Origin of the sequence: Cytobacillus solani (assembly GCF_006704205.1) — a bacterium.
Classification (GTDB): domain Bacteria; phylum Bacillota; class Bacilli; order Bacillales; family Cytobacillaceae; genus Cytobacillus; species Cytobacillus solani.
The window spans coordinates 3441748-3466675 of record NZ_CP041305.1 but is presented as its reverse complement, the minus strand read 5'-3'; the positions used below and the strand labels follow the sequence as shown (position 1 = coordinate 3466675).

25 protein-coding genes, 1 other RNA gene and 2 riboswitches are annotated in these 24928 nt (G+C 38.7%); of the genes, 8 read left to right on the top strand and 18 right to left on the bottom strand.

The features are described 5' to 3' along the window. Positions 1–3: 3 nt before the first annotated feature. Positions 4–187: non-coding RNA, 6S RNA (ssrS, locus tag FI644_RS17340), on the bottom strand. A 142-nt stretch (positions 188–329) separates the two neighbouring features. On the opposite strand from ssrS, the gene FI644_RS17335 reads away from it, so the two are divergent. Then, a complete protein-coding gene (locus FI644_RS17335; protein WP_053476970.1) occupies positions 330–509 on the top strand; it encodes a hypothetical protein in 180 nt (59 codons plus the stop codon). Positions 510–551: 42 nt separating this feature from the next. On the opposite strand, the gene efp is transcribed toward FI644_RS17335, so the two are convergent. The 4 genes from efp to FI644_RS17315 all read right to left on the bottom strand — a co-directional run bounded on the left by efp (position 552) and on the right by FI644_RS17315 (position 3356). After that, the gene (gene efp, locus FI644_RS17330) at positions 552–1109 is read right to left on the bottom strand and encodes an elongation factor P (protein ID WP_056685514.1); all 558 of its coding nucleotides are present in this window, start codon (positions 1107–1109) and stop codon (positions 552–554) included. Between the two features lie 83 nt (positions 1110–1192). Further along, positions 1193–2254, bottom strand: coding sequence for a M24 family metallopeptidase (locus tag FI644_RS17325; RefSeq protein ID WP_053476972.1), 1062 nt, complete (start codon positions 2252–2254; stop codon positions 1193–1195). A 2-nt stretch (positions 2255–2256) separates the two neighbouring features. Next, on the bottom strand, positions 2257–2703 hold the full coding sequence (gene aroQ / locus FI644_RS17320; RefSeq protein ID WP_053476973.1) for a type II 3-dehydroquinate dehydratase: 447 nt from the start codon (positions 2701–2703) through the stop codon (positions 2257–2259). Positions 2704–2834: 131 nt separating this feature from the next. Next, complete coding sequence (locus FI644_RS17315) at positions 2835–3356, bottom strand: YqhR family membrane protein (RefSeq protein ID WP_053476974.1); 522 nt, start codon at positions 3354–3356, stop codon at positions 2835–2837. Between the two features lie 237 nt (positions 3357–3593). On the opposite strand from FI644_RS17315, the gene FI644_RS17310 reads away from it, so the two are divergent. Continuing rightward, the gene (locus FI644_RS17310; protein ID WP_281176508.1) at positions 3594–3983 is read left to right on the top strand and encodes an SA1362 family protein; all 390 of its coding nucleotides are present in this window, start codon (positions 3594–3596) and stop codon (positions 3981–3983) included. A 25-nt stretch (positions 3984–4008) separates the two neighbouring features. Here the strand turns inward: FI644_RS17310 and FI644_RS17305 are convergent, their stop codons facing one another. From FI644_RS17305 to FI644_RS17295, 3 genes are all read right to left on the bottom strand, one after another. Continuing rightward, the gene (locus tag FI644_RS17305) at positions 4009–4893 is read right to left on the bottom strand and encodes a patatin-like phospholipase family protein (RefSeq protein WP_053476976.1); all 885 of its coding nucleotides are present in this window, start codon (positions 4891–4893) and stop codon (positions 4009–4011) included. A 146-nt stretch (positions 4894–5039) separates the two neighbouring features. Then, positions 5040–7601, bottom strand: a complete 2562-nt coding sequence (locus FI644_RS17300) for a vitamin B12-dependent ribonucleotide reductase (RefSeq protein WP_053476977.1) — start codon at positions 7599–7601, stop codon at positions 5040–5042. A 340-nt stretch (positions 7602–7941) separates the two neighbouring features. Further along, positions 7942–8484 carry a GbsR/MarR family transcriptional regulator gene (locus FI644_RS17295; RefSeq protein ID WP_142108660.1) on the bottom strand — a complete coding sequence of 181 codons (543 nt, stop codon included), beginning with the start codon at positions 8482–8484 and terminating at the stop codon, positions 7942–7944. 340 nt (positions 8485–8824) lie between these two features. Here FI644_RS17295 and FI644_RS17290 point away from each other — a divergent pair, with 340 nt between their 5' ends. From FI644_RS17290 to FI644_RS17280, 3 genes are read left to right on the top strand one after another with little or no spacing between them, the layout of a single operon-like run. Further along, positions 8825–10093: a quaternary amine ABC transporter ATP-binding protein gene (locus FI644_RS17290; protein WP_053477586.1), complete on the top strand. Its 1269-nt coding sequence runs from the start codon at positions 8825–8827 to the stop codon at positions 10091–10093. Next, a complete protein-coding gene (locus FI644_RS17285) occupies positions 10093–10944 on the top strand; it encodes an ABC transporter permease (protein WP_053476979.1) in 852 nt (283 codons plus the stop codon). The genes FI644_RS17290 and FI644_RS17285 overlap by 1 nt, the downstream gene beginning before the upstream one ends. After that, on the top strand, positions 10941–11852 hold the full coding sequence (locus tag FI644_RS17280; protein WP_053476980.1) for a glycine betaine ABC transporter substrate-binding protein: 912 nt from the start codon (positions 10941–10943) through the stop codon (positions 11850–11852). Before FI644_RS17285 ends, FI644_RS17280 begins: the two co-directional genes overlap by 4 nt. Before the next feature lie 35 nt (positions 11853–11887). On the opposite strand, the gene FI644_RS17275 is transcribed toward FI644_RS17280, so the two are convergent. The 5 genes from FI644_RS17275 to lipM all read right to left on the bottom strand — a co-directional run bounded on the left by FI644_RS17275 (position 11888) and on the right by lipM (position 16347). Continuing rightward, entirely contained in the window at positions 11888–12490 is a 603-nt protein-coding gene (locus FI644_RS17275) for a response regulator transcription factor (RefSeq protein ID WP_053476981.1), read from the bottom strand. Continuing rightward, a complete protein-coding gene (locus FI644_RS17270) occupies positions 12487–13611 on the bottom strand; it encodes a sensor histidine kinase (RefSeq protein ID WP_053476982.1) in 1125 nt (374 codons plus the stop codon). Before FI644_RS17270 ends, FI644_RS17275 begins: the two co-directional genes overlap by 4 nt. Before the next feature lie 5 nt (positions 13612–13616). Next, positions 13617–14357, bottom strand: coding sequence for an ABC transporter permease (locus FI644_RS17265; RefSeq protein WP_053476983.1), 741 nt, complete (start codon positions 14355–14357; stop codon positions 13617–13619). Next, the gene (locus FI644_RS17260) at positions 14357–15256 is read right to left on the bottom strand and encodes an ABC transporter ATP-binding protein (RefSeq protein WP_053476984.1); all 900 of its coding nucleotides are present in this window, start codon (positions 15254–15256) and stop codon (positions 14357–14359) included. The genes FI644_RS17265 and FI644_RS17260 overlap by 1 nt, the downstream gene beginning before the upstream one ends. Positions 15257–15510: 254 nt before the next feature. Continuing rightward, positions 15511–16347 carry a lipoate--protein ligase family protein gene (gene lipM / locus FI644_RS17255; RefSeq protein ID WP_053476985.1) on the bottom strand — a complete coding sequence of 279 codons (837 nt, stop codon included), beginning with the start codon at positions 16345–16347 and terminating at the stop codon, positions 15511–15513. Positions 16348–16536: 189 nt separating this feature from the next. On the opposite strand from lipM, the gene FI644_RS17250 reads away from it, so the two are divergent. Then, on the top strand, positions 16537–16920 hold the full coding sequence (locus tag FI644_RS17250) for a rhodanese-like domain-containing protein (protein ID WP_053476986.1): 384 nt from the start codon (positions 16537–16539) through the stop codon (positions 16918–16920). 259 nt (positions 16921–17179) lie between these two features. On the opposite strand, the gene gcvPB is transcribed toward FI644_RS17250, so the two are convergent. The 3 genes from gcvPB to gcvT are packed head-to-tail and all read right to left on the bottom strand — an operon-like array spanning position 17180 to position 21102. Beyond that, positions 17180–18640 carry an aminomethyl-transferring glycine dehydrogenase subunit GcvPB gene (gene gcvPB / locus FI644_RS17245; protein ID WP_053476987.1) on the bottom strand — a complete coding sequence of 487 codons (1461 nt, stop codon included), beginning with the start codon at positions 18638–18640 and terminating at the stop codon, positions 17180–17182. After that, positions 18633–19979 carry an aminomethyl-transferring glycine dehydrogenase subunit GcvPA gene (gene gcvPA / locus FI644_RS17240; RefSeq protein ID WP_053476988.1) on the bottom strand — a complete coding sequence of 449 codons (1347 nt, stop codon included), beginning with the start codon at positions 19977–19979 and terminating at the stop codon, positions 18633–18635. Before gcvPA ends, gcvPB begins: the two co-directional genes overlap by 8 nt. Positions 19980–19995: 16 nt before the next feature. After that, entirely contained in the window at positions 19996–21102 is a 1107-nt protein-coding gene (gene gcvT, locus FI644_RS17235; RefSeq protein WP_142108659.1) for a glycine cleavage system aminomethyltransferase GcvT, read from the bottom strand. A 95-nt stretch (positions 21103–21197) separates the two neighbouring features. Further along, positions 21198–21353, bottom strand: a riboswitch (glycine riboswitch). A 3-nt stretch (positions 21354–21356) separates the two neighbouring features. Beyond that, a riboswitch (glycine riboswitch) is annotated at positions 21357–21448 on the bottom strand. A 205-nt stretch (positions 21449–21653) separates the two neighbouring features. Between gcvT and FI644_RS17230 the strand changes: the two genes are divergently transcribed. Beyond that, positions 21654–23351 (top strand): DEAD/DEAH box helicase, encoded by a 1698-nt coding sequence (locus FI644_RS17230; protein ID WP_053476990.1) that lies wholly within the window; start codon positions 21654–21656, stop codon positions 23349–23351. Beyond that, on the top strand, positions 23320–24132 hold the full coding sequence (locus tag FI644_RS17225; RefSeq protein ID WP_053476991.1) for a YqhG family protein: 813 nt from the start codon (positions 23320–23322) through the stop codon (positions 24130–24132). The genes FI644_RS17230 and FI644_RS17225 overlap by 32 nt, the downstream gene beginning before the upstream one ends. Positions 24133–24169: 37 nt before the next feature. Here the strand turns inward: FI644_RS17225 and FI644_RS17220 are convergent, their stop codons facing one another. Together FI644_RS17220 and FI644_RS17215 are read right to left on the bottom strand one after the other, a co-directional pair. Further along, a complete protein-coding gene (locus FI644_RS17220) occupies positions 24170–24346 on the bottom strand; it encodes a YqzE family protein (RefSeq protein WP_075209182.1) in 177 nt (58 codons plus the stop codon). Positions 24347–24413: 67 nt separating this feature from the next. Beyond that, positions 24414–24917, bottom strand: coding sequence for a shikimate kinase (locus FI644_RS17215; protein WP_053476992.1), 504 nt, complete (start codon positions 24915–24917; stop codon positions 24414–24416). Positions 24918–24928 lie beyond the last annotated feature (11 nt).

Here is a 24928-nt window from a genome sequence, read left to right as displayed (position 1 = left end):
TTATGTATAGCCGCCTTTGCCGCCGATTTATACGGAGTTTCATACCTGCTCCAACAGGTGGGTGTCCGCAATTGCTTTCTCATTCGTCCTCATCAAATGGAGGCATGATGTTCCAGCAATGATATTGAACTCCCTCATTCTAAATAAAGGTTGAAACTTCATATACAAGCGAACAACGCAGCTTCTGTATTCCTATCTTAGCTTATATTAGCCAACTGTACAAGTGGAAATAAATAGAAGGAGAAATCTGATATTTATTATCATAATCTATTGGAAGTAGATAACAATACTATATATGGCTGAAATAAAGAAATGAAGGGAAAGTATTTATGACAAACGAAAATCGCGAAGAATTCTTAAAAAACCAAAGAGATTTAAAGTACAGATATCTTGGAGGAACACGTGATAATAGAACCGAAGCAATTTCTGATCCTACCTATAATAATCGAAGTGATACAGATATTTCCCCTGGGGCAGAAGGCCGGTCAACAATAAAAAAAGACAACTAAAAATCCCGAAAGGACTTCCTTTCGGGATTTTCATTTTCCATATTATGCACGTGAAACGTATGAAGCTTCTGTAGTATTAATAATTAATTTATCGCCTTGGTTGATAAAGAAAGGGACTTGAACAATTAGACCTGTTTCAAGTGTTGCTGGTTTAGTGCCGCCTGAAGCAGTATCACCTTTAATGCCGGGTTCTGTTTCAGTTACTTCTAATTCAACCGTATTTGGGAGTTCGACCCCAAGTGTTTCACTTTGATACAACATGATTTGAACTTCCATATTTTCTTTTAGAAACTTTAGTTCATATTCAATAGATGCTGCTGGCAGTTCAATTTGTTCATAAGATTCGTTATCCATGAAAACATGCTGATCTCCATTTGCATATAAATATTGCATTCTGCGATTGTCAATTTGTGCTTTTGCAACTTTTTCACCTGCACGGAAAGTCTTTTCCTGAATAGCACCGTTACGCAAATTACGCAATTTTGAACGGACAAATGCCGCTCCTTTTCCCGGCTTAACATGTTGGAAATCCATTACACGCCAAATCCCGTTATCAACTTCAATTGTTAAACCTGTACGAAAATCATTTACTGAAATCATGTAACTCCTCCTAATTGTCTAGCTTTTCGTGCCTAGTTTCAACGCCTCTGCTACTATAATTCACTAGCCCCAGACGCAAGCTATTAAAGAATAATTAAATCCTTTGTTGAATGTGTTAGCGTTTCATTATGGTCATTCGTAATCAAAGTATCATCTTCAATACGGACACCGCCTAATCCTGGTATGTAAATGCCAGGCTCTACCGTTACGACCATTCCAGGTTCAAGAATAATATCTGATTTAGAAGCAAGAGATGGTCCTTCATGAACTTCCAAGCCTATCCCATGGCCAGTAGAATGTCCGAAATATTCTCCGTACCCCTTTTCGGTAATATAATCACGTGTTAAAGCATCTGCTTCTTTTCCGCTCATCCCTGGCTTAATGCCATCCATTCCGCGCATTTGTGCTTGTAATACAATGTCATATATTTCCTTAAGCTTTTTATCAGGTTCACCGACTGCTACTGTTCGTGTAATATCAGAGACATACCCTTTATAATAAGCACCATAGTCGAGAGTTACCATATCCCCTTTTTCAATTACCTTATCACTTGCCACACCGTGTGGAAGGGCACCACGATAGCCTGAAGCGACAATTGTATCAAAGGATGATGAGGCAGCACCCGCTTTTCTCATAAAGAACTCTAACTCATTGGAAACTTCCATCTCAGTTAATCCTGGGCGGATGTATTCAACCATATGTTTAAAGGCAGCATCCGCAATGTCTGCCGCTACCTTTAATATCTTAATCTCTGCATCCGTCTTAATCAAGCGTAATTTTTCAATTTCGCCAGAAACAGGGACTAATTCCGACTGAACGGCCTTTTCATATGTTTTAAAAGCAGAAAAAGTTAAATAATCTTGTTCAAAGCCGAGCTTTTTTATTCCTAATTTCTTCACTTGTACTGCTACTTCATCTGGAATAGAGCCTGCATGTTTAACAATTTCATACCCTGCACATTGAGCAGTAGCTTGTTCAATATAGCGAAAATCTGTAATAAATTGAGCATGCTCCCCGCTGATAAGCACTACCCCTGAAGAACCAGTAAAATTTGTCATATAACGGCGATTATATGTACTTGTAATGAGCATGCCGTCTATTCCTAGTTTTTCAAAGCTTGAGCGTAATCTTTGTAATTTTTCCATTTTTATTCTCTCCCCTTTATTCTTTCTAGAAAAGCATGGAAGGCTAATTCATATCCAATCATGCCTAAGCCTACAATTTGTCCAGCCACAACTGGGGCAATGACCGAGGTATGACGGAAGGACTCACGGGAATGGACGTTTGAAATATGTACCTCAATCACAGAAACCTGTATCCCTGCAATTGCATCTCTTATTGCATAGCTATAATGCGTGAAGGCACCTGGGTTAAAAATAATTCCATTCACACCGATATCATTTGCTTCATGAAGCTTATCAATGATCTCCCCTTCATGATTGGATTGAAAACAGACTACTTCTGTGTCATTAGATTCGCCTAAAGCCACAATTTTCTCTTCCAGCTGCTTTAACGTTGTAGAACCATATATACCTGGTTCACGTCTCCCCAATAAATTAAGATTGGGACCATTCAATAATAATATTTTATTCATTTACGCACTCCCGTGGAAAAGATTGATTTACAAGAATATTTTATCATAAATGATTTCTTTTCCACTACTTTAAGAATGCTTCTTTAATAGGATAGGATCAAACAGGGGATATAACTGCTTTTTAAGTTCTCTCAATTAGAATCCTGCTGTGCGTCTTTTTCCATTCTTTCTTTATATTTGATTTCGCTCTCTTCATATGAAATGGAATATCCTACAAATACACCATATAAAATATAAAAACAAACAGAAGTAAAAATGGTATTTCTCTCAAGTTCATTAAAAGGGTCAATACCTGGAAATATTGGATTGAGGATAAAAAAAACAACGATAAATAAACCGATGCCATAACCTGCCCCTATCCAGATACTCGGGAACCTGCGTAAGAAAATATAATAGATAAAAGCTGGAACAATGGATATTCCACCAATCATTACAATACTAATAACCGTTCCAAGCCAGCCCTCTTTCCAGTCCCCAATTGTCCATGGCTCCAATATAACATTGGGTCTAATACCTGTTAAATTAAATACGTAGGCTAAATAGCCAAGACCACTCCACAATATTCCACCAATTAATCCAGTTACTATTACCAAGGTAATAAAGGACATTGGTTTTTCACGTTGATTTTGTTCCAGTTGCTTTTCTACTGCCATTTTTACCACCTCCATTTCTTATTATGTCCTTTCCGGTTTATTCCCTTGCATGAAAAAGAATTTAGATAAACACCCTAAAGGAAATTAAGCCTCCTTCCTAGAGGTTTTTTCATATTTTCTGTAGAATAGAGATAGGTACAGACAGCTTTTTACGAGTTAATAACAAAAAATATCGAATAATTTCTAGGTAGATCAAGTTTAAAAGATAGAAAATATGCTCATCATGCTCATAGGGAGGTGGCTTTCTTGAAAAATCGGATTTCAGTATTCGTAGTCCTCGGCCTTATCTTACTTGCTGTCGTGGGAATGACTGCTAATTTGTTCTCAAATCCTACCGGTTTTTTGCTAAGGATTGCTGTCATTTTATTAGTTGGTGCTGTAATTTACTATATTTTTCAGCGTTTTTATAAAGCTAGCCCAAGAAAACGTGAACAACAAGCCTTTATACGCGCAGCAAAAAAATCAAAAAAGCGTTTTCAGACGAATCACTTAGGGAAAGGACATACCCGTAAGACCAATTCCGGGAATTCCTTAACATCTCTTAAAAAGTCGAAAAAAAAGTCTTCCACACATTTAACCGTGATTCAAGGAAAAAAAGGCAAAAAGAAAGATCGGGCTTCCCTATAATAAGCTCGACCTTTTTTATTTTTGTCTAATACGTCCATTGTGAAAAGAACTGATTTGCACATTGCTCTCCTAACTGGACAAGTGCTTGTTTCTTCTCCTGAGTTAATTGAAATTCTGTTGTTAATGCCCCCTCCGTTGGAATAAAGATAATATTTTTCGCATGCTTTCTGGAAATATATCTCGAATCATGCGCATCCTTCATCGTTTCAAATAACGCTTCGTACATTTGGATCGCATTTTTGATTTTATTTTTCGGTCGGTCAACGGCATTATGACTTAGCTTTATTCCTAATACTGGACGTATTTTTTTCACATTGTCTTTATCAAATAGCCACATCGGAAAATTACTCAGTACTCCGCCATCAACAATAATACTTGCCTCCCCCCTTGTATGAAGCTTTACTGGTTCAAAAAAATACGGAAGGCTGCAGCTCATTCGGATAGCTTTAGCAATTGAAAATGACCCAGGATCAATGCCGTAATGAATTAAATCATCCGGCAGAACGACGAGACGGCCATTGGTTAAGTCAGAAGCAACGACTCTCAGTGCCTGCTGAGGAAGATCAGAAAACTTTCTTAACCCTCTGGCAGCCAGCTTTTCTTTAACCCATTTCTCCAGTTCATCTCCTTTGTACAATCCGAGTCGCCAATAAAGGAACACCCATTTCGTCACTGCTAAAGGGATATAGGTTTTTCTCGAATCAAGAAACTTCTCCAATTCAAGTTCATCCATTAATTGATAAATTTCTTCACTTGTATATTTTGCAGCAATTAAAGCTGCGACAATTGATCCTGCACTTGTCCCAGCTACTCTTTTGAAACGAAAGCCTCTTTTCTCAACCTCAGCATAGGCACCTATTAGTGCAAACCCTTTTATTCCCCCTCCTGAAAAAACACCGTCTATATACATGCAAGCCACTCCCGTCGATGTACTCACTTGATACATTTTTAATCAAGGACACACAAAAATAGTACGGTGGACATGATGTTTTTTATTTTGATACGCAAAAAAGAAGATGGACTAAGACTCCATCTTCTTTTTCTTTCGTTTTTATTCTACAATCCGCATTTTAGCTGAGCGTTGCAATTTGTACATGTGTTGCATCCGCCAATTTCCTCAACGCTTCCTTTGCGGCAGACTGGACATGTGTTCCCAACCTCTGAACCAATCGTTACATTTGTAGAACGAAGATCATTGATTGTATCAACAAGTACAACATGTTGTTTCGTTTTTTCTTTTTTATCATAGCTCGTATCATCGAAGCTGTTTTCCTCAGCTTTTAACGTTAAAACTTGCGAATCACGTGAACCGTCAACATACACAGTTCCGCCTTTTGCACCGCCGCGGTATAATCGCTCGTACACCTTTTCTACCTGTTCAACACTATATCCTTTCGGTGCATTAACCGTTTTACTGATAGAGCTGTCAATCCAGCGCTGAATAATGCACTGAACATCTGCATGCGCTTCTGGTGCTAAGTCCATAGCAGCAATAAACCATTCAGGCAGGTTATTCGGATCTGCATCCGGATTTGCATCTAAATATTCTTGAACAATATCTGCCTTCACTTCAATGAATTTGCCTAAACGGCCGCTTCTGAAGTAAGAGAAGGAGAAGTAAGGTTCAAGGCCTGTTGATACCCCAACCATCGTTCCTGTGGATCCTGTAGGAGCCACGGTTAAAAGATGGGAGTTGCGAATTCCGTTTTCGATAATTGATTGTTGAATATCTGCAGGCATTTTTTGCATAAATCCAGTTTCTGTAAAGGCTTTTCTTAAACGATTTGTCTCTTCTTCTGTTTCCCCAGTTAAGAACGGGAAGCTTCCTTTTTCCTTGGCAAGTTCAACAGAAGAACGGTAGGCAGTCGTCGCAATTGTTTCAAATACTTTATCAACAAGCTCATTGCCCTTTTCAGAACCATATTCTGTTTCACAATAGATTAATAAATCGTGCAGACCCATGACTCCTAAACCAACACGGCGTTCACCAAGAGCCTGTTTTTTATTTTCTGCAAGAAAATATGGAGTTGCATCTATTACGTTATCCTGCATCCGTACACCAACTTCAACTGTACGTTTTAGTTTCTCAAAGTTTACTGTTTTGTTCTCCTTATCTGCCATTTCTGCTAGGTTAACCGCAGCCAAATTGCAGACACTGTATGGTGCGAGAGGCTGTTCCCCACACGGGTTTGTTGCTACAACCTTCTGTCCATATGCTCTTGCATTTGTCATATCATTTGCATTATCGATAAAGAAAATGCCTGGTTCTGCTGAGTAAGTCGCACATATGTTGATTAAATTCCAAAGCTCTTTTGCTTGGATTTTGCGATAAACTCGGACTTTATGACCAAGCTTTTCCCATTCGCGGACATCCCCAAATTTATGCCATTCCTCATTGTAGATACGCATTTCATCTTGATCATAGCTCTCTACATCTGGGAATCGAAGTTCATATTCAGCATCATTCTCAACTGCATTCATGAATTCCTTCGTTAAGCAAACAGAAATATTCGCTCCAGTAAGGAATTCAGAATTATGAACAGAGTAATTTCCGCCAGTTGCTAATTTCTCTTCCGCATCATTAATAATTTTCTCATTAAAGCCGCCATGTCCTGGAATTTGTTTATAATTTACAATTCCTTGGTACATTGCTAGTTCTTGCTCAGTAAAAGGGGTATATTTTAATTTTTCTTTTGCATATTTTTTAATTGTTTCATCATTCGTCGTTTCAAGCAAGAATCGCAAAATTCTTGGATTTTGCATTTTTGAAATGATGAATTCAATAATATCAGGATGCCAATCACTAAGCATGATCATCTGGGCCCCCCTGCGGGAACCGCCTTGCTCAACAAGATGAGTCAATTTCGCAATATCATCTAACCATGAAACAGAGCCTGATGATTTTCCATTAACCCCTTTTGCCAGCGTGTTTCGTGGTCTTAAGGTGGAACCGTTCGTTCCGACTCCGCCTCCGCGGCTCATGATTTCCATCACCTGCTTACGGTGTTCAGAGATGCCTTCACGGGAATCTTGAACAAATGGCATAACATAGCAGTTAAAGTATGTTACGTCCGTATCTGCTCCCGCCCCATATAGAACACGGCCAGCAGGGATAAAGTTTAAGCTTGCAAGCTCTTGGTAGAATTTCTCAAACCATTCTTGTCTTTTCTCTTCTGTTTTCTCAACGGAAGCAAGACCTGTTGCATTACGTTTTGCAATTTGCTCATAAAAAAGCTCCAGCGGTTTTTCAATGACATCTAGGGATCGCTTGATGATTCCAGTTTGTGCTTCTTCTGGGTCATCAAGAACCCCGCGATAATCTTCTTCCACTAGAACAGATGCTGCTTTGTTTTCCCAATCAATATCTAGGATATAGCCAAGCCCTCGAGCAGGGAATTTTGGATCTTCTTTGATGGTAAGAACGACGAAGTCCCCATTAGTTAGAGTTATTTTTTCTGTATCTTTAAATGTATACCTATCCAACATGACTAAACGGGATACCCCTTTGTGGGTCATTTTCATATCAGAGGTGATAGGGTGTACTTGAGGAAATAGACGGATGTCTTCATTCAAGCGCTCAATGTTTAAACTCATTTTTTGTCCTAATGCAACAGACATTTTTACAACTCCTTCAAATAAAAATATTCAATTTTGATAGTAACTTCAAACCTATGTTAAATCTAGTTGATTTAATGAATAACCTAAAGTTACCATACTAGAACTCTAAAATCAACATATAGTACCTGAATTATTTTCGACACCACTACATATTGTGTTTGATTCACGTGAAGTTAAATTTGTCAAAATCAAAAAAAACTAGAATCGGGAGAAAATAAGAGAGATTCATAGGTTTATAACAAAATAAGACAAATTTCAATATTTTTTGCGGCTTGCACTTCTAATTAGATACTAATGTTTAAAAAACGAAAAAGCACAGGATCCTGTGCTTTCAATAAACTTACAATTCGTCTTTGTTTTTCGGGATAAAATCAAAAATCTCTTCTGATTCAAAGCTATCCACCAAACGATTTAACCATTCATAATAACTAAGTGCGGCCTTCATTTTCGTAATATCAATTTCTGCGGCAGTGCGCACTTCCTCATCTGCCTCTTCAGATTTTGCTAACCTTTCAAGCTCTAATATGGATTTAGTCATCGCAGCAATGTTCATTGAAATTCCTGCACGCCATTTAATGGAGAAGAAATCAATAAAGGTTTGGTACCAGTCCTCTTCTGCTTGATATAAATCTTTTCTTGTTCCCTTTTTCCACACCTTCTCTACCATTTTTAAATCCGTTAAGGTGCGGACTGAGGTGCTCATGCTTGTTTTGCTCATACCGAGCTCTTCCTTCATCTCGTCAAGCGTCATCGGATGATTTTGAAAATATAACATTCCATATAATCGCCCTATAGAATCGGTAATACCATATAAATTCATATTTTTCGCAATGGTTTCAATGACCCTTTCTCGAACACGTTCGAGCTGTTCTTTCCCATCCATGTAATTATTCACATCCATAAATGTAAAATTAACTGTTTCAATATTTCATTAGTTTACCCTCAAAAATGAAATAATCATTTATTAGACTACCACTATTTTTCAGAATGTAAAGATGGATATAGCATAGCATCTTGGAGGAAAAGATAGGAATTGTAAGGATTCACGTTATACAGTACGTTCAGTTTTTACTGTACAAAGTTTACAGCTGAATATGGCTATTTACCAGCTTTGCCCTATTTTTTTAAAACAAATACAATTAAATGGTCCTTATTGCGCGGCAAATATTACTGATTAGCTTAATTAGTAAAGGCTACTAGTCCAGAAGTTTCAATTGAACGAGGTGAAAGATTTGAAAGAACAACACGTGAAATTAAGTGTTAAAAACGTAACAAAGGTTTTTGGAAAAAATCCTAAAAAAGCACTGCAGCTTTTAAATGAAGGGAATTCAAAAACAGATATTTTAAAAAGAACCGGCTCCACAGTCGGTGTCAATCAAGCAACATTTAATGTCCATGCTGGTGAAATTTTTGTCATCATGGGTCTATCTGGTAGCGGAAAGTCCACATTAGTTCGTACATTAAATAGACTTATTGATCCTACAGTAGGAGAAGTTTTGATTGACGGAAAAGATATAACAAAAATGAAAAAAGAAGAGCTAAGGAATGTACGGCGCAAAAAAATCAGCATGGTATTTCAGAATTTTGCCTTACTCCCCCATCGCACCATCCTTGAAAATACAGAGTATGGACTGGAAATACAAGGAGTAGATAAGGAAGAAAGAAAGAAAAAGGCACTAAATGCTTTAAAGCTAGTAGGTCTAGAGGGCTATGAAAGCCAATTTCCTAAACAATTAAGCGGAGGAATGCAGCAGCGTGTCGGATTAGCTCGGGCACTGGCAAATGACACAGATATTTTATTAATGGACGAAGCATTCAGCGCATTGGATCCATTAATTAGAAAAGACATGCAGGATGAATTACTTGAGCTACAGTCCGCAATGGAAAAAACGATTATCTTTATTACACATGATTTAGATGAAGCACTTAGAATTGGTGACAAAATAGCCTTAATGAAGGATGGGGAAATTGTCCAAATTGGGTCACCTGAAGAAATCCTTATGAACCCATCTAATCAATATGTTGAGAGATTTGTAGAAGACGTTGATCTTTCAAAGGTATTAACTGCAAGCCATGTAATGAAAAGAGCGGAAACCGTTCAAATCGATAAAGGTCCAAGAGTTGCTTTGCAAATGATGAAGAAGCTTGGGATTTCAAGTATTTATGTGGTTGATAAAAAGCAAATCCTTCTCGGTGCCATAACAGCTGATGATGCAAAGACAGCTGCAGAGAACGGGCAAACACTACAGGCAATCATTAATCCGAATGTTCAAAAGGTAACAGGTGAAACATTGTTAACAGATTTATTTGACAAAGTGTCAACTGCAACCATCCCTGTTGCAGTCGTAGATGAAAACAATCGGCTCTATGGCATTCTTGTAAGAGGTGCGGTCATTGGTGGTCTCGCAGGAAATAATGAAGTCATTAATGTTTTAGAAAAAACAAAAGAAGAAGTGGCTGCTGATCAGTCAAGCAAAGGAGGGACTCATTAATGGAAGGCTTATTACCAAAACTCCCGCTTGCCGATTGGATTGATCGCTTTGTAGATTGGCTAACAGTTACCTTTGCAGTCGTATTTGATGCCATTACTGTCAGTTTAGAGGGGATTGTGGAAGGGCTTTTTGCCGCTTTAGCATTTATTCCATCGTATATTCTTATTATCCTTATTGGTTTATTAGCGTGGAAACTAGCAACAAAGGGCATCGCCCTATTTGCTGTTATTGGCCTGTTCTTAATAGATAATTTAGGTTATTGGGAAGGAATGCTTGAAACCCTTTCATTAGTTTTAACCGCTGTCTTAATAACAGTCGTTATTGGGATTCCAATGGGCATTTGGGCTTCTCAAAAGAATACAGTAAAACAAATCATTACACCCATCTTAGACTTTATGCAAACGATGCCTGCATTTGTCTATTTAATCCCAGCAATTTTCTTCTTTAGCATCGGGGTTGTACCAGGAGTAGTCGCTTCTGTTATTTTTGCCGTACCGCCAACGATACGGCTGACAATTCTAGGAATCCAGCAAGTACCTGCAGATATCATTGAAGCAACAGAGGCTTTTGGGTCTACTACTACTCAGCGTTTGCTCAAGGTACAGCTGCCGCTTGCTATGCCAACAATCATGGCAGGTATTAATCAAAGCATTATGCTTTCATTGTCGATGGTTGTGATTGCCTCCATGGTTGGGTCACCCGGTCTTGGGGCAGACGTATACCGTGCGGTCACTCAGATTCAAATCGGAAGAGGTTTTGAGGCTGGTCTTGCGATTGTGGTTATGGCCATTATCCTTGATCGGATTACCCAAAATATAGGCATTAAAAAACAAGGGGGAAAAATACAATGAAGAAAAAATGGTTGTCCTTTTTTATGGTACCTGCCTTAGCATTCAGTCTAGCAGCTTGTGGGTCTGATGACGCAAGCAGCGACAAAGAAAAATCGGATAATGGGGCTTCTAAAGCTTCAGTTGGAGAAAGCGTTGATTACAAAATCATCGGTATTGATCCGGGAGCTGGCTTAATGAAAGCAACAGCTAATGTCATTAAAGAATATGAGCTAGATGACTGGACATTAGTAGAAGGTTCAGGTGCAGCGATGACGGCAGCTTTAAAGAAAGCCTATGATAAAGAAGAACCAATCATTGTTACTGGATGGAGTCCACATTGGAAGTTTTCGAAATTTGATTTAAAATATTTAGAAGATCCTAAAGGGACTTATGGAGATGCAGAAAATATACATTCCATTGCACGTAATGGGCTTTCCGAGGATCATCCTTCCGCTTACAAGGTTTTGGATCAATTCCACTGGCCTGAGGAAGATATGAACGCAGTGATGGTTCAAATTACTGATGGGGAAGATCCAGAAACAGCTGCTCGCAATTGGGTTGATGAGAATGCGGATAAGGTGGCTGAATGGACAGAAGGTGCTGAAAAAGTAGACGGTGACAAAATCACTCTTGGTTATGTCGCATGGGATACGGAAATCGCAAGTACAAATGTGGTTGCACAAGTGTTAACTGATCTAGGCTACAAAATTACCCTTCGTCAAGTTGAAGCAGGTCCAATGTGGGCTGGTGTTGCTGAGGGAAGCCTTGATGCCCATATCGCAGGCTGGCTTCCATTAACACACGCGGATTATTATAAAGAATTCGAAGGTAAGTTTGAGGATTTAGGTGCAAACCTAGAAGGGACAAAAATCGGATTAGTTGTCCCTGCATACATGGATATTAATTCAATTGAAGATTTAAAAGAGTAATAGAAAACGAGGCATTTAACGATGCCTCGTTTTCTTTATATCCATCCCTTTTCTTCCGCTATGCTAATTGCTTCAATTCGGTTCTTTACGTGCAGCTTGCTAATGATTTCAGACATATAATTTCTAACAGTTCCTGCAGATAAAAAGAGGATGGCAGAAATCTCTTTAGCTGTTTTCCCATCAGCCACCATCCTTAACACTTCACGTTCCCGCTCGGTTAGCGGATTTTCATCCTTCATACTGCCAAAAATCAGCTCAGGGGCAAATTCGCGTTTCCCTTTCATCACACTTCTAATCGACTCTGCCAGTTCATCACTTGACCCATCTTTAAGCAAGTACCCGTGAACATCTGCTTTAACAGCACGTTCAAAATAACCTGGACGGGCAAATGTTGTCAAAATGATAATCTTACAATCAGCCCCCTGCTTCATTAATATTTCCGCTACTTCCAAACCACTCATAAGCGGCATCTCAATATCCATCAAACAGACGTCTGGTTCAAGGGTTTGAATGAAATAAAGTGCTTCCTTTCCATTTTTTGCTTGGGCAATCACTTCAATATCCTCTTCAAAATCAAGAAGGGAACCTAGTGCTCCTCGAAGCATTCCTTGATCTTCTGCTATTACGATTCTGATCATGAATCAACATCCCCCTCTCTCTCCTTCACAATAACTGGGACAGTAATCAATAACTTCGTTCCCTTATGAGAGGTAATTTTCAATGCCCCATCAATCAATTCAAGCCTTTCTGAGATGCCCTTCAGTCCATTGCCTGCCTGATCATTTATCCCCATCCCTTTCCCATCATCTTGAATACTAATCATCATTTCTCCTGCATTTTCAATGATTGCAATATGACAATTTTTTGCTTGACTGTGCTTTACCACATTCGTCACTGCCTCACGAAGACACATGCTTACGATATTTTGTGTAACTCCAGAAGCATCCTCAAGCATTGAATCATCATGGTATTGAAAACTGATTCCAGCAGCTTCTAAAATAGCAGAAGATGCCTGTAGCTCTTCCTTAATTGTAATTGCCCTCATATCTGAGACAAGCTCTCTTACTTGGGATAATGCCGCCCTTGATGTTCTTTCTATTTCCTTGACTTCATGTTTGGCACGTTCAATATCTTTCATTAGCAGTTTCCCGACTAGCTGGCTCTTTAATGTAATCAACGAGAGTGTATGACCGAGCGTATCATGAAGATCGCGTGCGATTCTTAGTCGTTCTTCACGTTTCACTAGTTCTTCAATCCGCTCATTCGCTTCATCAAGCTGTCTTTCTAGCTCCATTTTGCTATTCATTGAACGAATCCCGAATGGAGAAAACAACATAATGAGAATAAAGGGGATAATATAAAATAAGGTATTTGGATTTAAATGATTATAATGAATAATGATCGGTGTGAAGATGGATAACCCAAAAAGGATCAGCGCAGTAAAGAATTGCTTCTTTTCCTTATACCAGCCAATAAAATGCGCTGGAAAAAAGCCTAAAAAGACAATATTAATATTAATAAAGACAGATAAGAATAAGACAATAGCAATCTGAAGGATCAACCAATTTGTAAATGACTTCATAGCAAAATAAAGCTGCCGGTATGTAACTAGGAATAATCCTAATAATACATAACCGGCATACAGCTTCCAGCCTGTCTCAAAGTAAATATAGTAACCCGGCATAAATAGATAGATTAAAAACATATAAGGGAAAAACCCATACCTTGCAGGGAAAATCTCTAATTTTCCTTTTGACATTCAATTTACACCGCCGCTTCCTGCTTTCTCCTAATATAACTAGATAATAGCATGAAAAGGAAAAGATATCCTATTAATAGAAGAAAATTTATCCACTCTGGGGTATTCCCGCGGATGATTTCCCAGGCACCGTTACCAAAATTATACGACGGAAGCCATATCCCAATTTTTTGAATAAACGCTGGCATCACATCCATCGGCATCCACATACCCCCTGATATTGCGAGAATCATATAAATAACATTTGAAATACCAGAAGCGGTATCTACTCGCTTCATCGTTCCTACTAACGTACCTAAGGCAAGAAATGGAAGTGACCCAAGCAAAATCCATATACCACTCATCAGCCACTCAAAAGCTGTTAGTGTAACACCATTAATTAAAGCACCAGCAATAAAAATAATTACAATAGAAAATAGATGAATGACTGTTTGCCCAATCATTTTTGCGGCAAAATAAGCATGGTCAGATAATGGTGTAATCCGCATAAATAAAGACCAGCCCTTTGTCCGTTCCTCCACAAGCCTAATTCCAAGTGTCATAATCGCTGAACCCATCACACTAAAGGCTGTCATCGACATTAAGTAATGGGCCTGCCACTCTTGTTTATCTTGAATATTCGTATTAAAGACTTTTGTGAAAATAATATAGAATACGATCGGCATAAGCAAGGACCAAAAGACAAAGTATGGATTCCGCAAAATACGGATGATTTCTACTTTACATTGCATACGAAAAGCACTCATTATATTGCCTCCTTGTTTTCAGTCAATTGCTCAAAAGCTTCATCTAAACGTCCATGTTCGATTTGAATTCCACTTATTTTAATTTTCTTTTCAAATAATGCAGCTATGACAGCATCCGTTTGATCAGTGATCACATAGATTCTATCGTTTCTTTTATATACATCTGATACATGAGGAAGCCGCTTTAAATCGGCAATATCTATTGCTTCACTTGCAGCAAACGAAACTGATTGTTTGGATAATTTTGCTTTTATTTCTGCCGGTGTCCCGTCTTCAATAATTGTTCCATGGTTAAATAAAATAATTCGATCTGCAACATCATCCGCTTCCTGAAGATAATGTGTTGTGAAAATAATCGTTTTTCCCCGAGCCTTTAATTCACCAATTGTATTCCAAAACAGTTTTCGAGAAGTAATATCCAATCCAACAGTCGGTTCATCAAAAAAGACTAATTCAGGATCTCCTGCCAATGCAAGTGCAAACCCAAGGCGGCGTTTCTGCCCTCCCGAAAGCTTATCAGCTCTTCTCTTTAAATCATCCTTATTTAAACCAGTAAATGCGACTAGTTCTTCAAAAGGCATTGGATTTGGATAGTAGCTTCTAAATAATTGAATAATTTCTTTCACCTTTAAAGCATCAATCACACTAACCTCCTGAAGCATCGCACCGATTCTCTCTCGGATCTTCTTTTCCTTTGGGTGACTGTTAAATACTCTTACCTCCCCGCTTGTTGGATCGAGCAGCCCAAGCATCATCATAATTGATGTTGTTTTCCCCGCTCCATTCGGACCAAGAATCGCAACAACTTCTCCTTTTTTTATCGAAAATGAAACCTGATCCACCGCTTTTTTATTTTTAAATGTTTTCGTAACATGATCGAGAACCACAATCGAATCCATTTTTCCACCTCCAGCTTTTCTACTTTAATCTTAAGCTGTAGGAAGATATTGGATTAGTGGATTATGTCATTTATTTCAGATGACATTTGTCATATTTGAAAACAGAGAGTTAGAACAAAAAGTCTATAAAAAAAGACGAAGAAAGAGGCACAGCAGTTGCACTTATACTTAATTTATATCGACTACGTCGAATAATCTTTTTACTTAAAATTTATATATGCTTTAAAGCAAAAAAAAAACGGCCGAGGCCGCTTTTATCTTTTGAAATTCCATTCTTCTTGTTCATAACGCTCTTTAGCAATTTTATTTACATAAGCAAGCTCTTCTGCTGAAAGCTCATATGGCTCAAGTTCAATATTCAGTCCTTCGGCAAAGCCCTTCTTAAATGCTTCTTTTGCCTGCTCTAACGTAATTCTTTCTTTACTTATTTCATTTATCGCAACTGCTTTATTTTTAAAGGCTTTTTGCATCCGCTCTTTTACTCTATCACTTGGATATTTGAATAAGCTAAACAGCTTATCTTCTTCTATATCAAGCAGAATAGAACCATGCTGCAGAATTACTCCCTTTTGCCTAGTTTGTGCACTTCCGGCCACTTTCCGGCCTTCTACAACTAGCTCATACCAGCTTGGTGCATCAAAGCAAACAGCTGAGCGGGGATTTTTCAATGAATCACGTTCTTCCGCAGTTCTTGGAACGGCAAAGTAAGCATCCATTCCCAAATGGTGAAATCCTTTCAATATTCCCTCAGAAATCACTCGATAAGCCTCAGTAACAGTTTTTGGCATATCAGGATGCTCCTCAGATACAATCACACTATATGTAAGTTCATGCTCATGGAGCACTCCTCTGCCGCCAGTCGGACGACGGACAAAACCAAGTCCATGTGCCTTCACCTGTTCCATATCAATTTCCTTATCTACCTTTTGAAAATAACCAATCGATAGAGTAGCCGGATCCCATCCATAAAAACGGATAACAGGCGGAATTTTCCCTTCGCTATTCCAATCAAGAAGTGCTTCGTCCAATGCCATATTAAAGGAAGGTGACCCTGCACCAGAATCAATAAAACGCCAAACTTCTTTTGTCATTATAAAACCTCTTTTACGATTTGTTTTGCTATGTGTACGTTTTTAGTCTATCAAAATACAATAAAAAAACAAAGGAAGTTGAAGAAAATAGGGAAATAGAAGAAAATTTATCTGAATTCCTTTACTCATATCAAGAAAGACCTATATAATAAAAGATGGTCTAGCTAAGATTGAAAGGAGAAAGACGCATTGAATACCCTTTATTTACTTCTAATTATGTTAGGGGCAATTATTGTCTACTCAGTTATTACATGGTTATATCAGCGAAAAATTGTCAAGACGTTAACAGAAGAACAATTTCGCGAGGGTTATCGTAAAGCCCAATTAATTGATGTCCGAGAACAGAATGAATTTGAAGCAGGACATATTCTCGGCGCCCGAAATATTCCCATGTCTCAATTGAAAGTACGATTGAAAGAGCTTCGTACAGACAAGCCTGTTTATTTATATTGCCAAAGCGGAATGAGAAGTGGAAGAGCAGCACAATTCCTTTACCGCAGAGGCTATAAAGACCTATCTCAACTTCAAGGCGGCTTTAAAAAATGGGGCGGCAAAATAAAAGCGAAAAACTAATAGTGAAATCCTCTAGCCTATTCGCGCAGAGGATTTTTTATGTACAGCGTAACAATTTTTAGTGGTTAGCGTCCTATTTTTTTGCGAAAAACAGATTTTATTTGCAATCTCCCTATTTTATTTGCCAAAAACTGATTTTATTTGCAATTGCCCCTATCTAACAGTTGCAATTATCTTAGATACTTTCAAACTAGCGATTTATAAATTCTATCAGTGAACAAAAATAGACTGGCTCTTATAAAGAACCAGTCTTGTCAGGTTATTGTTTTTGATAGCGCAGGACAGGTTTACGAGCTGCCAAAGTTTCGTCCAGACGCCCAATCACTGTATTATGAGGCGCTTCTTGCACAATTTCTGGATTCTCTTCTGCTTCCTTCGCAATTTGGATCATAGCATCGCAGAATGCATCTAGTGTTTCTTTTGATTCCGTTTCAGTCGGCTCAATCATGATGCATTCTTCCACGTTTAATGGGAAGTAAATGGTTGGCGGATGATAACCGAAGTCTAATAGCCTCTTCGCAATATCAAGTGTTCTTACTCCTAACTTCTTCTGACGCTTTCCACTAAGGACGAATTCATGCTTACAATGTCTATCAAATGGAAGATCATACGATTCTTGCAATCTTCTCATCATATAGTTTGCATTTAATACGGCATATTCAGTCACCGCTTTAAGTCCATCTGGACCCATCGTGCGAATATACGTATATGCACGAACATTTATGCCAAAGTTACCATAATAAGGCTTCACACGGCCAATCGATTGCGGGCGGTCATAATCCAATATAAATTGATCTCCTTGCTTCACAAGCACAGGCTTTGGAAGGAACGGAATTAAATCCGCCTTTACTCCGACAGGACCTGAACCAGGACCGCCGCCGCCATGTGGACCAGTAAATGTTTTATGAAGATTTAAATGCACTAGATCAAATCCCATATCTCCTGGGCGTGCCTTCGACATAACTGCATTTAAGTTGGCTCCGTCATAATAGAGCTTTCCTCCAGCAGCATGAACAATCTCAGCCATCTCAAGAATATCTTCTTCAAAAAGCCCTAAAGTGTTAGGATTTGTCAGCATAAGAGCTGCCGTGTCTTCCCCAACTACCCGGCGGAGATCATCTAAGTCGACTAACCCATTCTCGCCAGATTTAACGGTAATAGTTTCAAAACCAGCAACTGTTGCAGATGCAGGGTTCGTCCCATGCGCAGAGTCAGGAATGAGCACTTTCGTCCGTTTATGATCTCCATTTGCTTCATGGAATGCACGGACCATCATAAGAGCTGTCCATTCGCCATGGGCACCAGCAGCAGGCTGAAGCGTTACTTGGTCCATACCAGTAATCTCAATTAAATGCTCCTGTAAATCGTACATAAGCTCTAATGCTCCTTGAACAGAACTCTCATCCTGCAATGGATGCAAGTGGGCAAATCCAGGGTAACGCGCCACATTCTCATTGATTTTCGGATTATATTTCATTGTACATGATCCAAGCGGATAAAAGCCTGAGTCAACCCCATGGTTCCGATTAGACAGAGCTGTGTAATGACGCATAATATCAAGCTCTGATACTTCAGGAAGCTCGGGCTCCTCTTCTCTTAAATATCCGGCAGGAATTAGTTCGTTTATATCTATTTCCGGAACATCCATTTCCGGGAGGCTATAACCGATGCGGCCAGGCTTCGATATTTCAAAAATGAGTGCTTGATCATCCTTATGCATGGTAATCCCCCATTTCATTTACAAATGTATCAATTTCTTCTTTTGTTCTTAGTTCAGTGACAGCAACTAACATATGATTCTTTAGATCTGAATAATCTCGGCCTAAATCATATCCGCCAATCACGCCTTTTTCCAGAAGCTTTACATTTACTTCTTTAACAGGTTTATTTAATTTCACCACAAATTCATTGAAGGAAGGACCTTCAAACGCAATCTCAAACCCTTTAGCCTTAAATGCTTCCTTCGCATAGTGTGCTTTTTGGATGTTGGAGATAGCCATTTCTTTCACGCCATTTTTTCCAAGAGCTGTCATTGCAACAGATGCAGCCAAAGCATTTAATGCTTGGTTTGAACAAATATTAGATGTTGCTTTATCACGGCGAATATGCTGCTCACGTGCTTGAAGAGTAAGGACAAAACCGCGGCGTCCTTCTTCATCAACTGTTTGACCAACAAGACGACCCGGAACCTTCCTCATCAATTTATTTGTTACAGCGAAATAACCGCAGTGTGGACCACCGAATGCAGTTGGGATACCGAATGGCTGAGCATCACCGGCAACAATATCTGCACCCAATTTCCCTGGAGGTGTTAATGCCCCAAGAGACAGCGGATTGCTTGAAACAACAAACAATGATTTCTGTGCGTGAATGATTTCTTCAAGCTCTTTTAACGGTTCAATACGGCCAAAAAAGTTCGGATACTGAACAATGACCGAGGCGATTTCATCATTGATCATGTCTTTTAAAGCAGCAACATCTGTAATTCCATCCTTGTGCGGAATTTCTATTACTTCAATATATTGGCCCTTTGCATAGGTTTTCACCACTTCTTTTGCTTCTGGATGAACAGCGCTTGAAATGAGCACTTTTTTGCGGCGTGTTTGCCCTGCACTAAGCATCGCTGCTTCAGCCAAAGCCGTTCCTCCATCGTACATAGAAGAGTTCGCTACATCCATCCCCGTTAATTCGCAGATCATGGACTGGAATTCAAAAATTGCTTGCAGCTCTCCCTGTGAAATTTCAGGCTGATATGGCGTATAAGCTGTGTAAAATTCAGAACGTGATAACACATGGTCGACAATCACTGGCATATAGTGATCATAGACACCTGCACCTAGAAAGGATGTATGGCTTCTTAAATCGGCATTTTTTTGTGCCATTTGTGTAAGTTCTTTCATTAATGCCGTTTCTGTTTTCTTCGGTTTAATGTTATATTCCCCTTTAAATCTTACACGTTCAGGAATATCACTGAATAATTCATCAATTGAGTTGACTCCGATTGTTTCGAGCATTTCTTGCTTATCAGTCTCTGTCATCGGTAAGTAGCGATGTTTCATTGTTAGATCTCCTCTCCTACTTTTTCTCTCTTTTATAGAAAGGCGTAGCCGCCACAACAGCTTTCAAGCGTTTTCCGCGTATTTCAACTTCTACTTCAGAACCAATATCTGTATGTTCTGGTTTTAATAGAGCGAGGCCAATGTTTTTCTTTAATGTAGGTGATTGTGTACCTGTAGTCACTTCGCCAATTTGTTCATCGCCTTTATATACAGGATAGCCGTGACGAGGAATCCCGCGGTCAATCATTTCAATCCCTGCTAATTTTCTTGGTAAACCCTTCTCTTTTTGAGCGGCAAGTGCTTCTTTTCCAATAAAATCTGCTTCTTTTTGTACTTTAACCGCGAAGCCAATTCCTGCTTCAAGAGGAGAAATTTCTGGTGATAATTCTTGCCCATATAGAGCAAGATTGGCTTCGAAGCGCAATGTATCACGAGCTCCTAAACCACAAGGGAGAACTCCTTCATCCTTACCAGCTTCTAAAATATCTTTCCAGATTGCCACAACGTCTTTAGCATCGCAATATATTTCAAAGCCGTCCTCACCTGTATAGCCAGTTCTAGAAACAAGTGCTTTCTTTCCATTTAAATCTACATTCTCCTGAAATTTAAAGAAACCAATATCAGCTAAATTTATGTCTCCTGTAAGCTTTTGCAGTATTTCCTCAGCCAATGGGCCTTGGATTGCCACCTGAGCCGTTTCATCTGAAAGATTTTTTAGCTCCACATTGCCTTCAAGATGCTCTTCTAGCCATTTATAATCTTTTTCAATATTTGATGCGTTCACAACAAGTAAATAGTGATTATCTTCTAATTTGTAAACGAGCAAATCATCAACAGTTCCGCCATTTTCATAACACATAGCTGTATACTGGGCTGCTGAGTTTTTTAATTTTGAGATGTCATTCGTCATCATTTTTTGAAGGTATGAAAGGCTGTCAGAACCCTTTACTTCAATTTCACCCATATGGGATACATCAAACAAACCAGCTTTTGTTCTTACTGCTTCATGCTCTTCTTTGATGCTTGAAAACTGAACAGGCAGATCCCAGCCTCCAAAGTCGATTGTCTTTGCACCATAGTCTTTGTAAACATCAAATAATGGTGTTCGTTTTAACTGTGACATTTACTCGTCCCCCTTTAATCCTTTTGAAAGGTTTGAAAAAATTTACCTTACATCCATAAAAAAAGACAGAGAATCCCCTCGTATCGTGAGAAGATCTCTGTCCTTGCACCTGAAAGTTTACCGTTTACGGTTTTCCCCTTTGGTGGCTCATTTATCGAGAAAAGCGCAAGCACCTGGTCACCCTCAGGATGGCTTGTGACCTCGAGGGTTAGGCGCTGGAGCTAGACAATAAAAATGAGCTCTCTCCAGAGCTACGTCCAACAAGGGTTCTTTTGCCTGAGAGATTCACAATAAATATTGCTTGCTCCTTCGGCGCTACAAATGTAGTCTCTCCCCTTGCCTTCATCCGCATTTATAAAATTTTCCCAATTGGTTCATACTAAACGCAAATACCAACTGAACGATTACGGAAAATAAAAGTAAACAATATTATTTCGATTAACTAAGTAAAGTGGCAAATTTCAAAACTTTCAAAGCTAATTTTATCCTACCATTAGAACCACTTTTGAGCAATGGGGAATTATTTTTCTCTTTTTAAGGAGTTGGATTAGATGACAGTGCAAATAAATTTTGATTCTTCATGGCAAAATGAGTTTTTACATAGAATTGAAGAGGACGGACCATGGGGAAGCTGGGAGCTTTATAAACTAGCCTTAGAAGTAGAAAATCATACAATCATTCCTGAATTTGAAGGACTTCAGGCACCCAAGCATCTATCAAGCCTTATTCCTTTGCCACATCAACTGGAAGTGGCTAAACAGGTAGTAGAAAATATGAATGGAAAAGCGATTCTTGCTGATGAAGTTGGATTGGGAAAAACGATAGAAGCTGGCTTGATCTTAAAAGAATATATGATTAGAGGACTAGTGAAAAAGGTGCTCATCCTTGTTCCTGCTTCTCTTGTCACACAGTGGGCCATCGAATTAAATTCAAAGTTTTTCATCCCTGCGATTGCACAGCGGAAAAGCTATGTATGGGAACAATGTGATGTGGTCGTATCTTCGATTGATACAGCTAAGCGAAATCCCCATAAGGATATTATCTATAGTCAAGACTATGATTTAGTCATAATCGATGAAGCTCACAAACTGAAAAACAATAAGACAAAAAACTATGAGTTTGTTCAAAACTTAAAAAAGAAATTCTGCCTGCTTCTGACCGCTACACCTATTCAGAATCGAATCAGTGAAATCTTTAACTTAGTTTCCCTATTAAAGCCTGGTCATTTAGGCAATGAAGCTGATTTCTATGAAAAATATCAAAAGGATTCACGATCACTGGATGATAATGAATATTTAAAAGAGCTTGTCAATAAAGTGATGATTCGAAACCGAAGAGCAGATACAGGGATTGAATGGACGAAACGAAATGTGGAAACATTGCCAATTGAATTTTCAAAGGAAGAAAGAGAGCTATATGAAGCAGTTACAAACCTTCGTGGAGATGGGAACTGGATGAGCTCAAGGCAATTTTCTGTTATGACCCTTCAACGGGAAGCATGCAGCAGCAGAGAGGCAGTTTTTTTCACATTAAGAAATATGCTCCAGAAAAAAGAAGAGCCTACAAAAGAATATCAGGATAAAATTCAATATTTAATCACGAAGGTAGAAGCAGTTCAAAAGAATGCAAAAGCAGAAAAGGCACTGGAATTAATTAAGCAAATAAATGATAAAGTTATTATTTTTACTGAATATCGAGCCACACAAATGTATTTACAATGGTTTCTTAAGCAGCACGGAATTACATCAGTCCCTTTTAGAGGCGGATTCAAGCGTGGAAAAAAAGATTGGATGAGAGAGCTATTTCAAAAAAACGCTCAAGTTCTTATCGCTACGGAAGCGGGAGGAGAAGGCATTAACCTTCAATTTTGCAATCATATTATTAATTTCGATTTGCCATGGAATCCTATGCGGCTAGAACAAAGAATTGGGCGGATCCACCGGCTTGGACAGGAGAAAGATGTAAACATTTACAACTTCGCCATAAAGGATACAGTGGAGGAACATGTTCTGAAGCTATTGTATGAAAAAATACATCTTTTTGAAAAAGTAATTGGTGACTTAGATGATATTCTAACAAAGCTTGACTTCGGAAATATCGATGACCATCTTATCGACATTTTTGGCAAGTCTTCTTCAGAAGGTGAAATGAGAATAAAAATGGACAATTTAACTTCGATGATTCAATTTGCAGAAGAGATGAAAGCGGGTGAACAGCGTGCAGCAACAGGAAATTCAGCATTTTCTTGAAAGGTATTTTCATGCAAACAACTGTGAGATGATTGAGTCGGGACCTGGCTATCTAACTGTACAATTAACAATTGAGCTAGACAAACAGCTAATGAATCGACCATTCTACTGGCATTATCTAGAAAAAACAGGTGGCATTCCGAATCCGATGCAGCTGACTATGATCACAAATCCTGAAGCTGCCCCAAAAGCATTAAAAGGGGAAACGATCCACTTTGGCTCTCCACGGCTGCATCAAATTTTCGAATCTACGAAGAAGCTCGCAGGCTATATTCGTTTATATGAAAAACATAAAAATACATTTGGGCAGCAAACCCCTTTACGTCCATGGCTTGGGATGAACGTTCGTATCTCCTACCAATGTGATCGCAAAAGAGATGTATTCAGGTCGATCGGATTACAATTAATCAATGGACAAATGGTGGAGCGTTTTCATGACAAGCTTTTGGAACTAGAGCTCACGCCTAAAATTCCTGACTACTCCTTTACCTTATCCCCTTTAATCATGCCCAAAAGCGGAATGATTAGGATTCAGCATTTTTTACAAAATGAAATAGAAAAAGAGGATCACACATGGGCAGAAGAAGCGACAGCACGCTGGGAGAAGGATTTGAATTTGCTTGAACATTTTTATAAAGAAATGGAAGAAAAGGAAGAAAGCTATGAAATTGAAAAAACAGCTTTAAAGGAGCAATATGAACCAAGAATAAATATATCGATCATTAATGGCGGGTTATTTTATTTGACAGAAAATGCATTCCAGCGTTCAATTGTGAGTTAAAAAGAAACCGGCCACGATCGGCCGGTTTCTTTTCTAATTATTTTCTTTTGAACAAAGCATAAAGGGCATATGGAATAATTCCAAACCATTTCAATAAAAAAGGCTCTTTTGTATTCTTTTTTTCTATCCGGTATTTTTTCCGTTCATCCTTTGGCTGATCGATATATTTGACTACTGTCTGCGTAATGTATTTTACATAATCATTTGATTTCATTGCCATACACCTGCACTTAGCTGATTTCTATTAAATAAATCCAGACTACACGTCCAAGTATGCCCCTTTATTGCAAATTTAAACAGGCGACAATTTCTTTTACCACCTCACTGATTCCTTTTCCAGTCGTATTAATTATATTATCTGCAGCCTGTTTGTATATTGGCAGCCTTTCTTTATAAAGTGTTCCTATCCTTTCTAGTTTATCCCCTCTAAGCAATGGTCTTGTTTCGTCTCGTTCAAGTCGTTTTGCGATTTCCTCTTCACTCGCAAATAGGAAAATCACGATTCCTTGTTCTTTTAATAACTTCCTATTTTCATTCTTGCAGACAATACCTCCACCTGTTGTAATAATTGTATCTTCTACAGGCAGTTCTCCTAATATTCTAGTCTCACATGCCCGAAAATACGCCTCCCCTTGCCGCTCGAATATTTCACTGATTGTAAGTGCTTCTTTCTTTTCGATTTCTTCATCTGTATCAAAAACCGGCATCTTCAAGTATTCACCCAGTGCTTTTCCAATCGTCGTTTTTCCTGCCCCCATAAATCCAGTCAAATAGATTGATTTCATTCACAAATCCC

Bases quoted from the DNA above. Each gene is read 5' to 3' on its own strand.
- efp (WP_056685514.1), bottom strand. From the start codon at position 1,109: ATGATTTCAGTAAATGATTTTCGTACAGGTTTAACAATTGAAGTTGAT.
- FI644_RS17300 (WP_053476977.1), bottom strand. From the start codon at position 7,601: ATGTCTGTTGCATTAGGACAAAAAATGAGTTTAAACATTGAGCGCTTG.
- FI644_RS17305 (WP_053476976.1), bottom strand. From the start codon at position 4,893: ATGTATATAGACGGTGTTTTTTCAGGAGGGGGAATAAAAGGGTTTGCA.
- aroQ (WP_053476973.1), bottom strand. From the start codon at position 2,703: ATGAATAAAATATTATTATTGAATGGTCCCAATCTTAATTTATTGGGG.
- FI644_RS17325 (WP_053476972.1), bottom strand. From the start codon at position 2,254: ATGGAAAAATTACAAAGATTACGCTCAAGCTTTGAAAAACTAGGAATA.
- FI644_RS17220 (WP_075209182.1), bottom strand. From the start codon at position 24,346: ATGAAATCAAATGATTATGTAAAATACATTACGCAGACAGTAGTCAAA.
- FI644_RS17295 (WP_142108660.1), bottom strand. From the start codon at position 8,484: ATGGATGGGAAAGAACAGCTCGAACGTGTTCGAGAAAGGGTCATTGAA.
- gcvT (WP_142108659.1), bottom strand. From the start codon at position 21,102: ATGTCACAGTTAAAACGAACACCATTATTTGATGTTTACAAAGACTAT.
- lipM (WP_053476985.1), bottom strand. From the start codon at position 16,347: ATGACAAAAGAAGTTTGGCGTTTTATTGATTCTGGTGCAGGGTCACCT.
- FI644_RS17275 (WP_053476981.1), bottom strand. From the start codon at position 12,490: ATGATCAGAATCGTAATAGCAGAAGATCAAGGAATGCTTCGAGGAGCA.
- FI644_RS17335 (WP_053476970.1), top strand. From the start codon at position 330: ATGACAAACGAAAATCGCGAAGAATTCTTAAAAAACCAAAGAGATTTA.
- FI644_RS17260 (WP_053476984.1), bottom strand. From the start codon at position 15,256: ATGGATTCGATTGTGGTTCTCGATCATGTTACGAAAACATTTAAAAAT.
- FI644_RS17230 (WP_053476990.1), top strand. From the start codon at position 21,654: ATGACAGTGCAAATAAATTTTGATTCTTCATGGCAAAATGAGTTTTTA.
- FI644_RS17280 (WP_053476980.1), top strand. From the start codon at position 10,941: ATGAAGAAAAAATGGTTGTCCTTTTTTATGGTACCTGCCTTAGCATTC.
- FI644_RS17285 (WP_053476979.1), top strand. From the start codon at position 10,093: ATGGAAGGCTTATTACCAAAACTCCCGCTTGCCGATTGGATTGATCGC.
- gcvPB (WP_053476987.1), bottom strand. From the start codon at position 18,640: ATGCATAAGGATGATCAAGCACTCATTTTTGAAATATCGAAGCCTGGC.
- FI644_RS17315 (WP_053476974.1), bottom strand. From the start codon at position 3,356: ATGGCAGTAGAAAAGCAACTGGAACAAAATCAACGTGAAAAACCAATG.
- FI644_RS17215 (WP_053476992.1), bottom strand. From the start codon at position 24,917: ATGAAATCAATCTATTTGACTGGATTTATGGGGGCAGGAAAAACGACG.
- gcvPA (WP_053476988.1), bottom strand. From the start codon at position 19,979: ATGAAACATCGCTACTTACCGATGACAGAGACTGATAAGCAAGAAATG.
- FI644_RS17270 (WP_053476982.1), bottom strand. From the start codon at position 13,611: ATGTCAAAAGGAAAATTAGAGATTTTCCCTGCAAGGTATGGGTTTTTC.
- FI644_RS17265 (WP_053476983.1), bottom strand. From the start codon at position 14,357: ATGAGTGCTTTTCGTATGCAATGTAAAGTAGAAATCATCCGTATTTTG.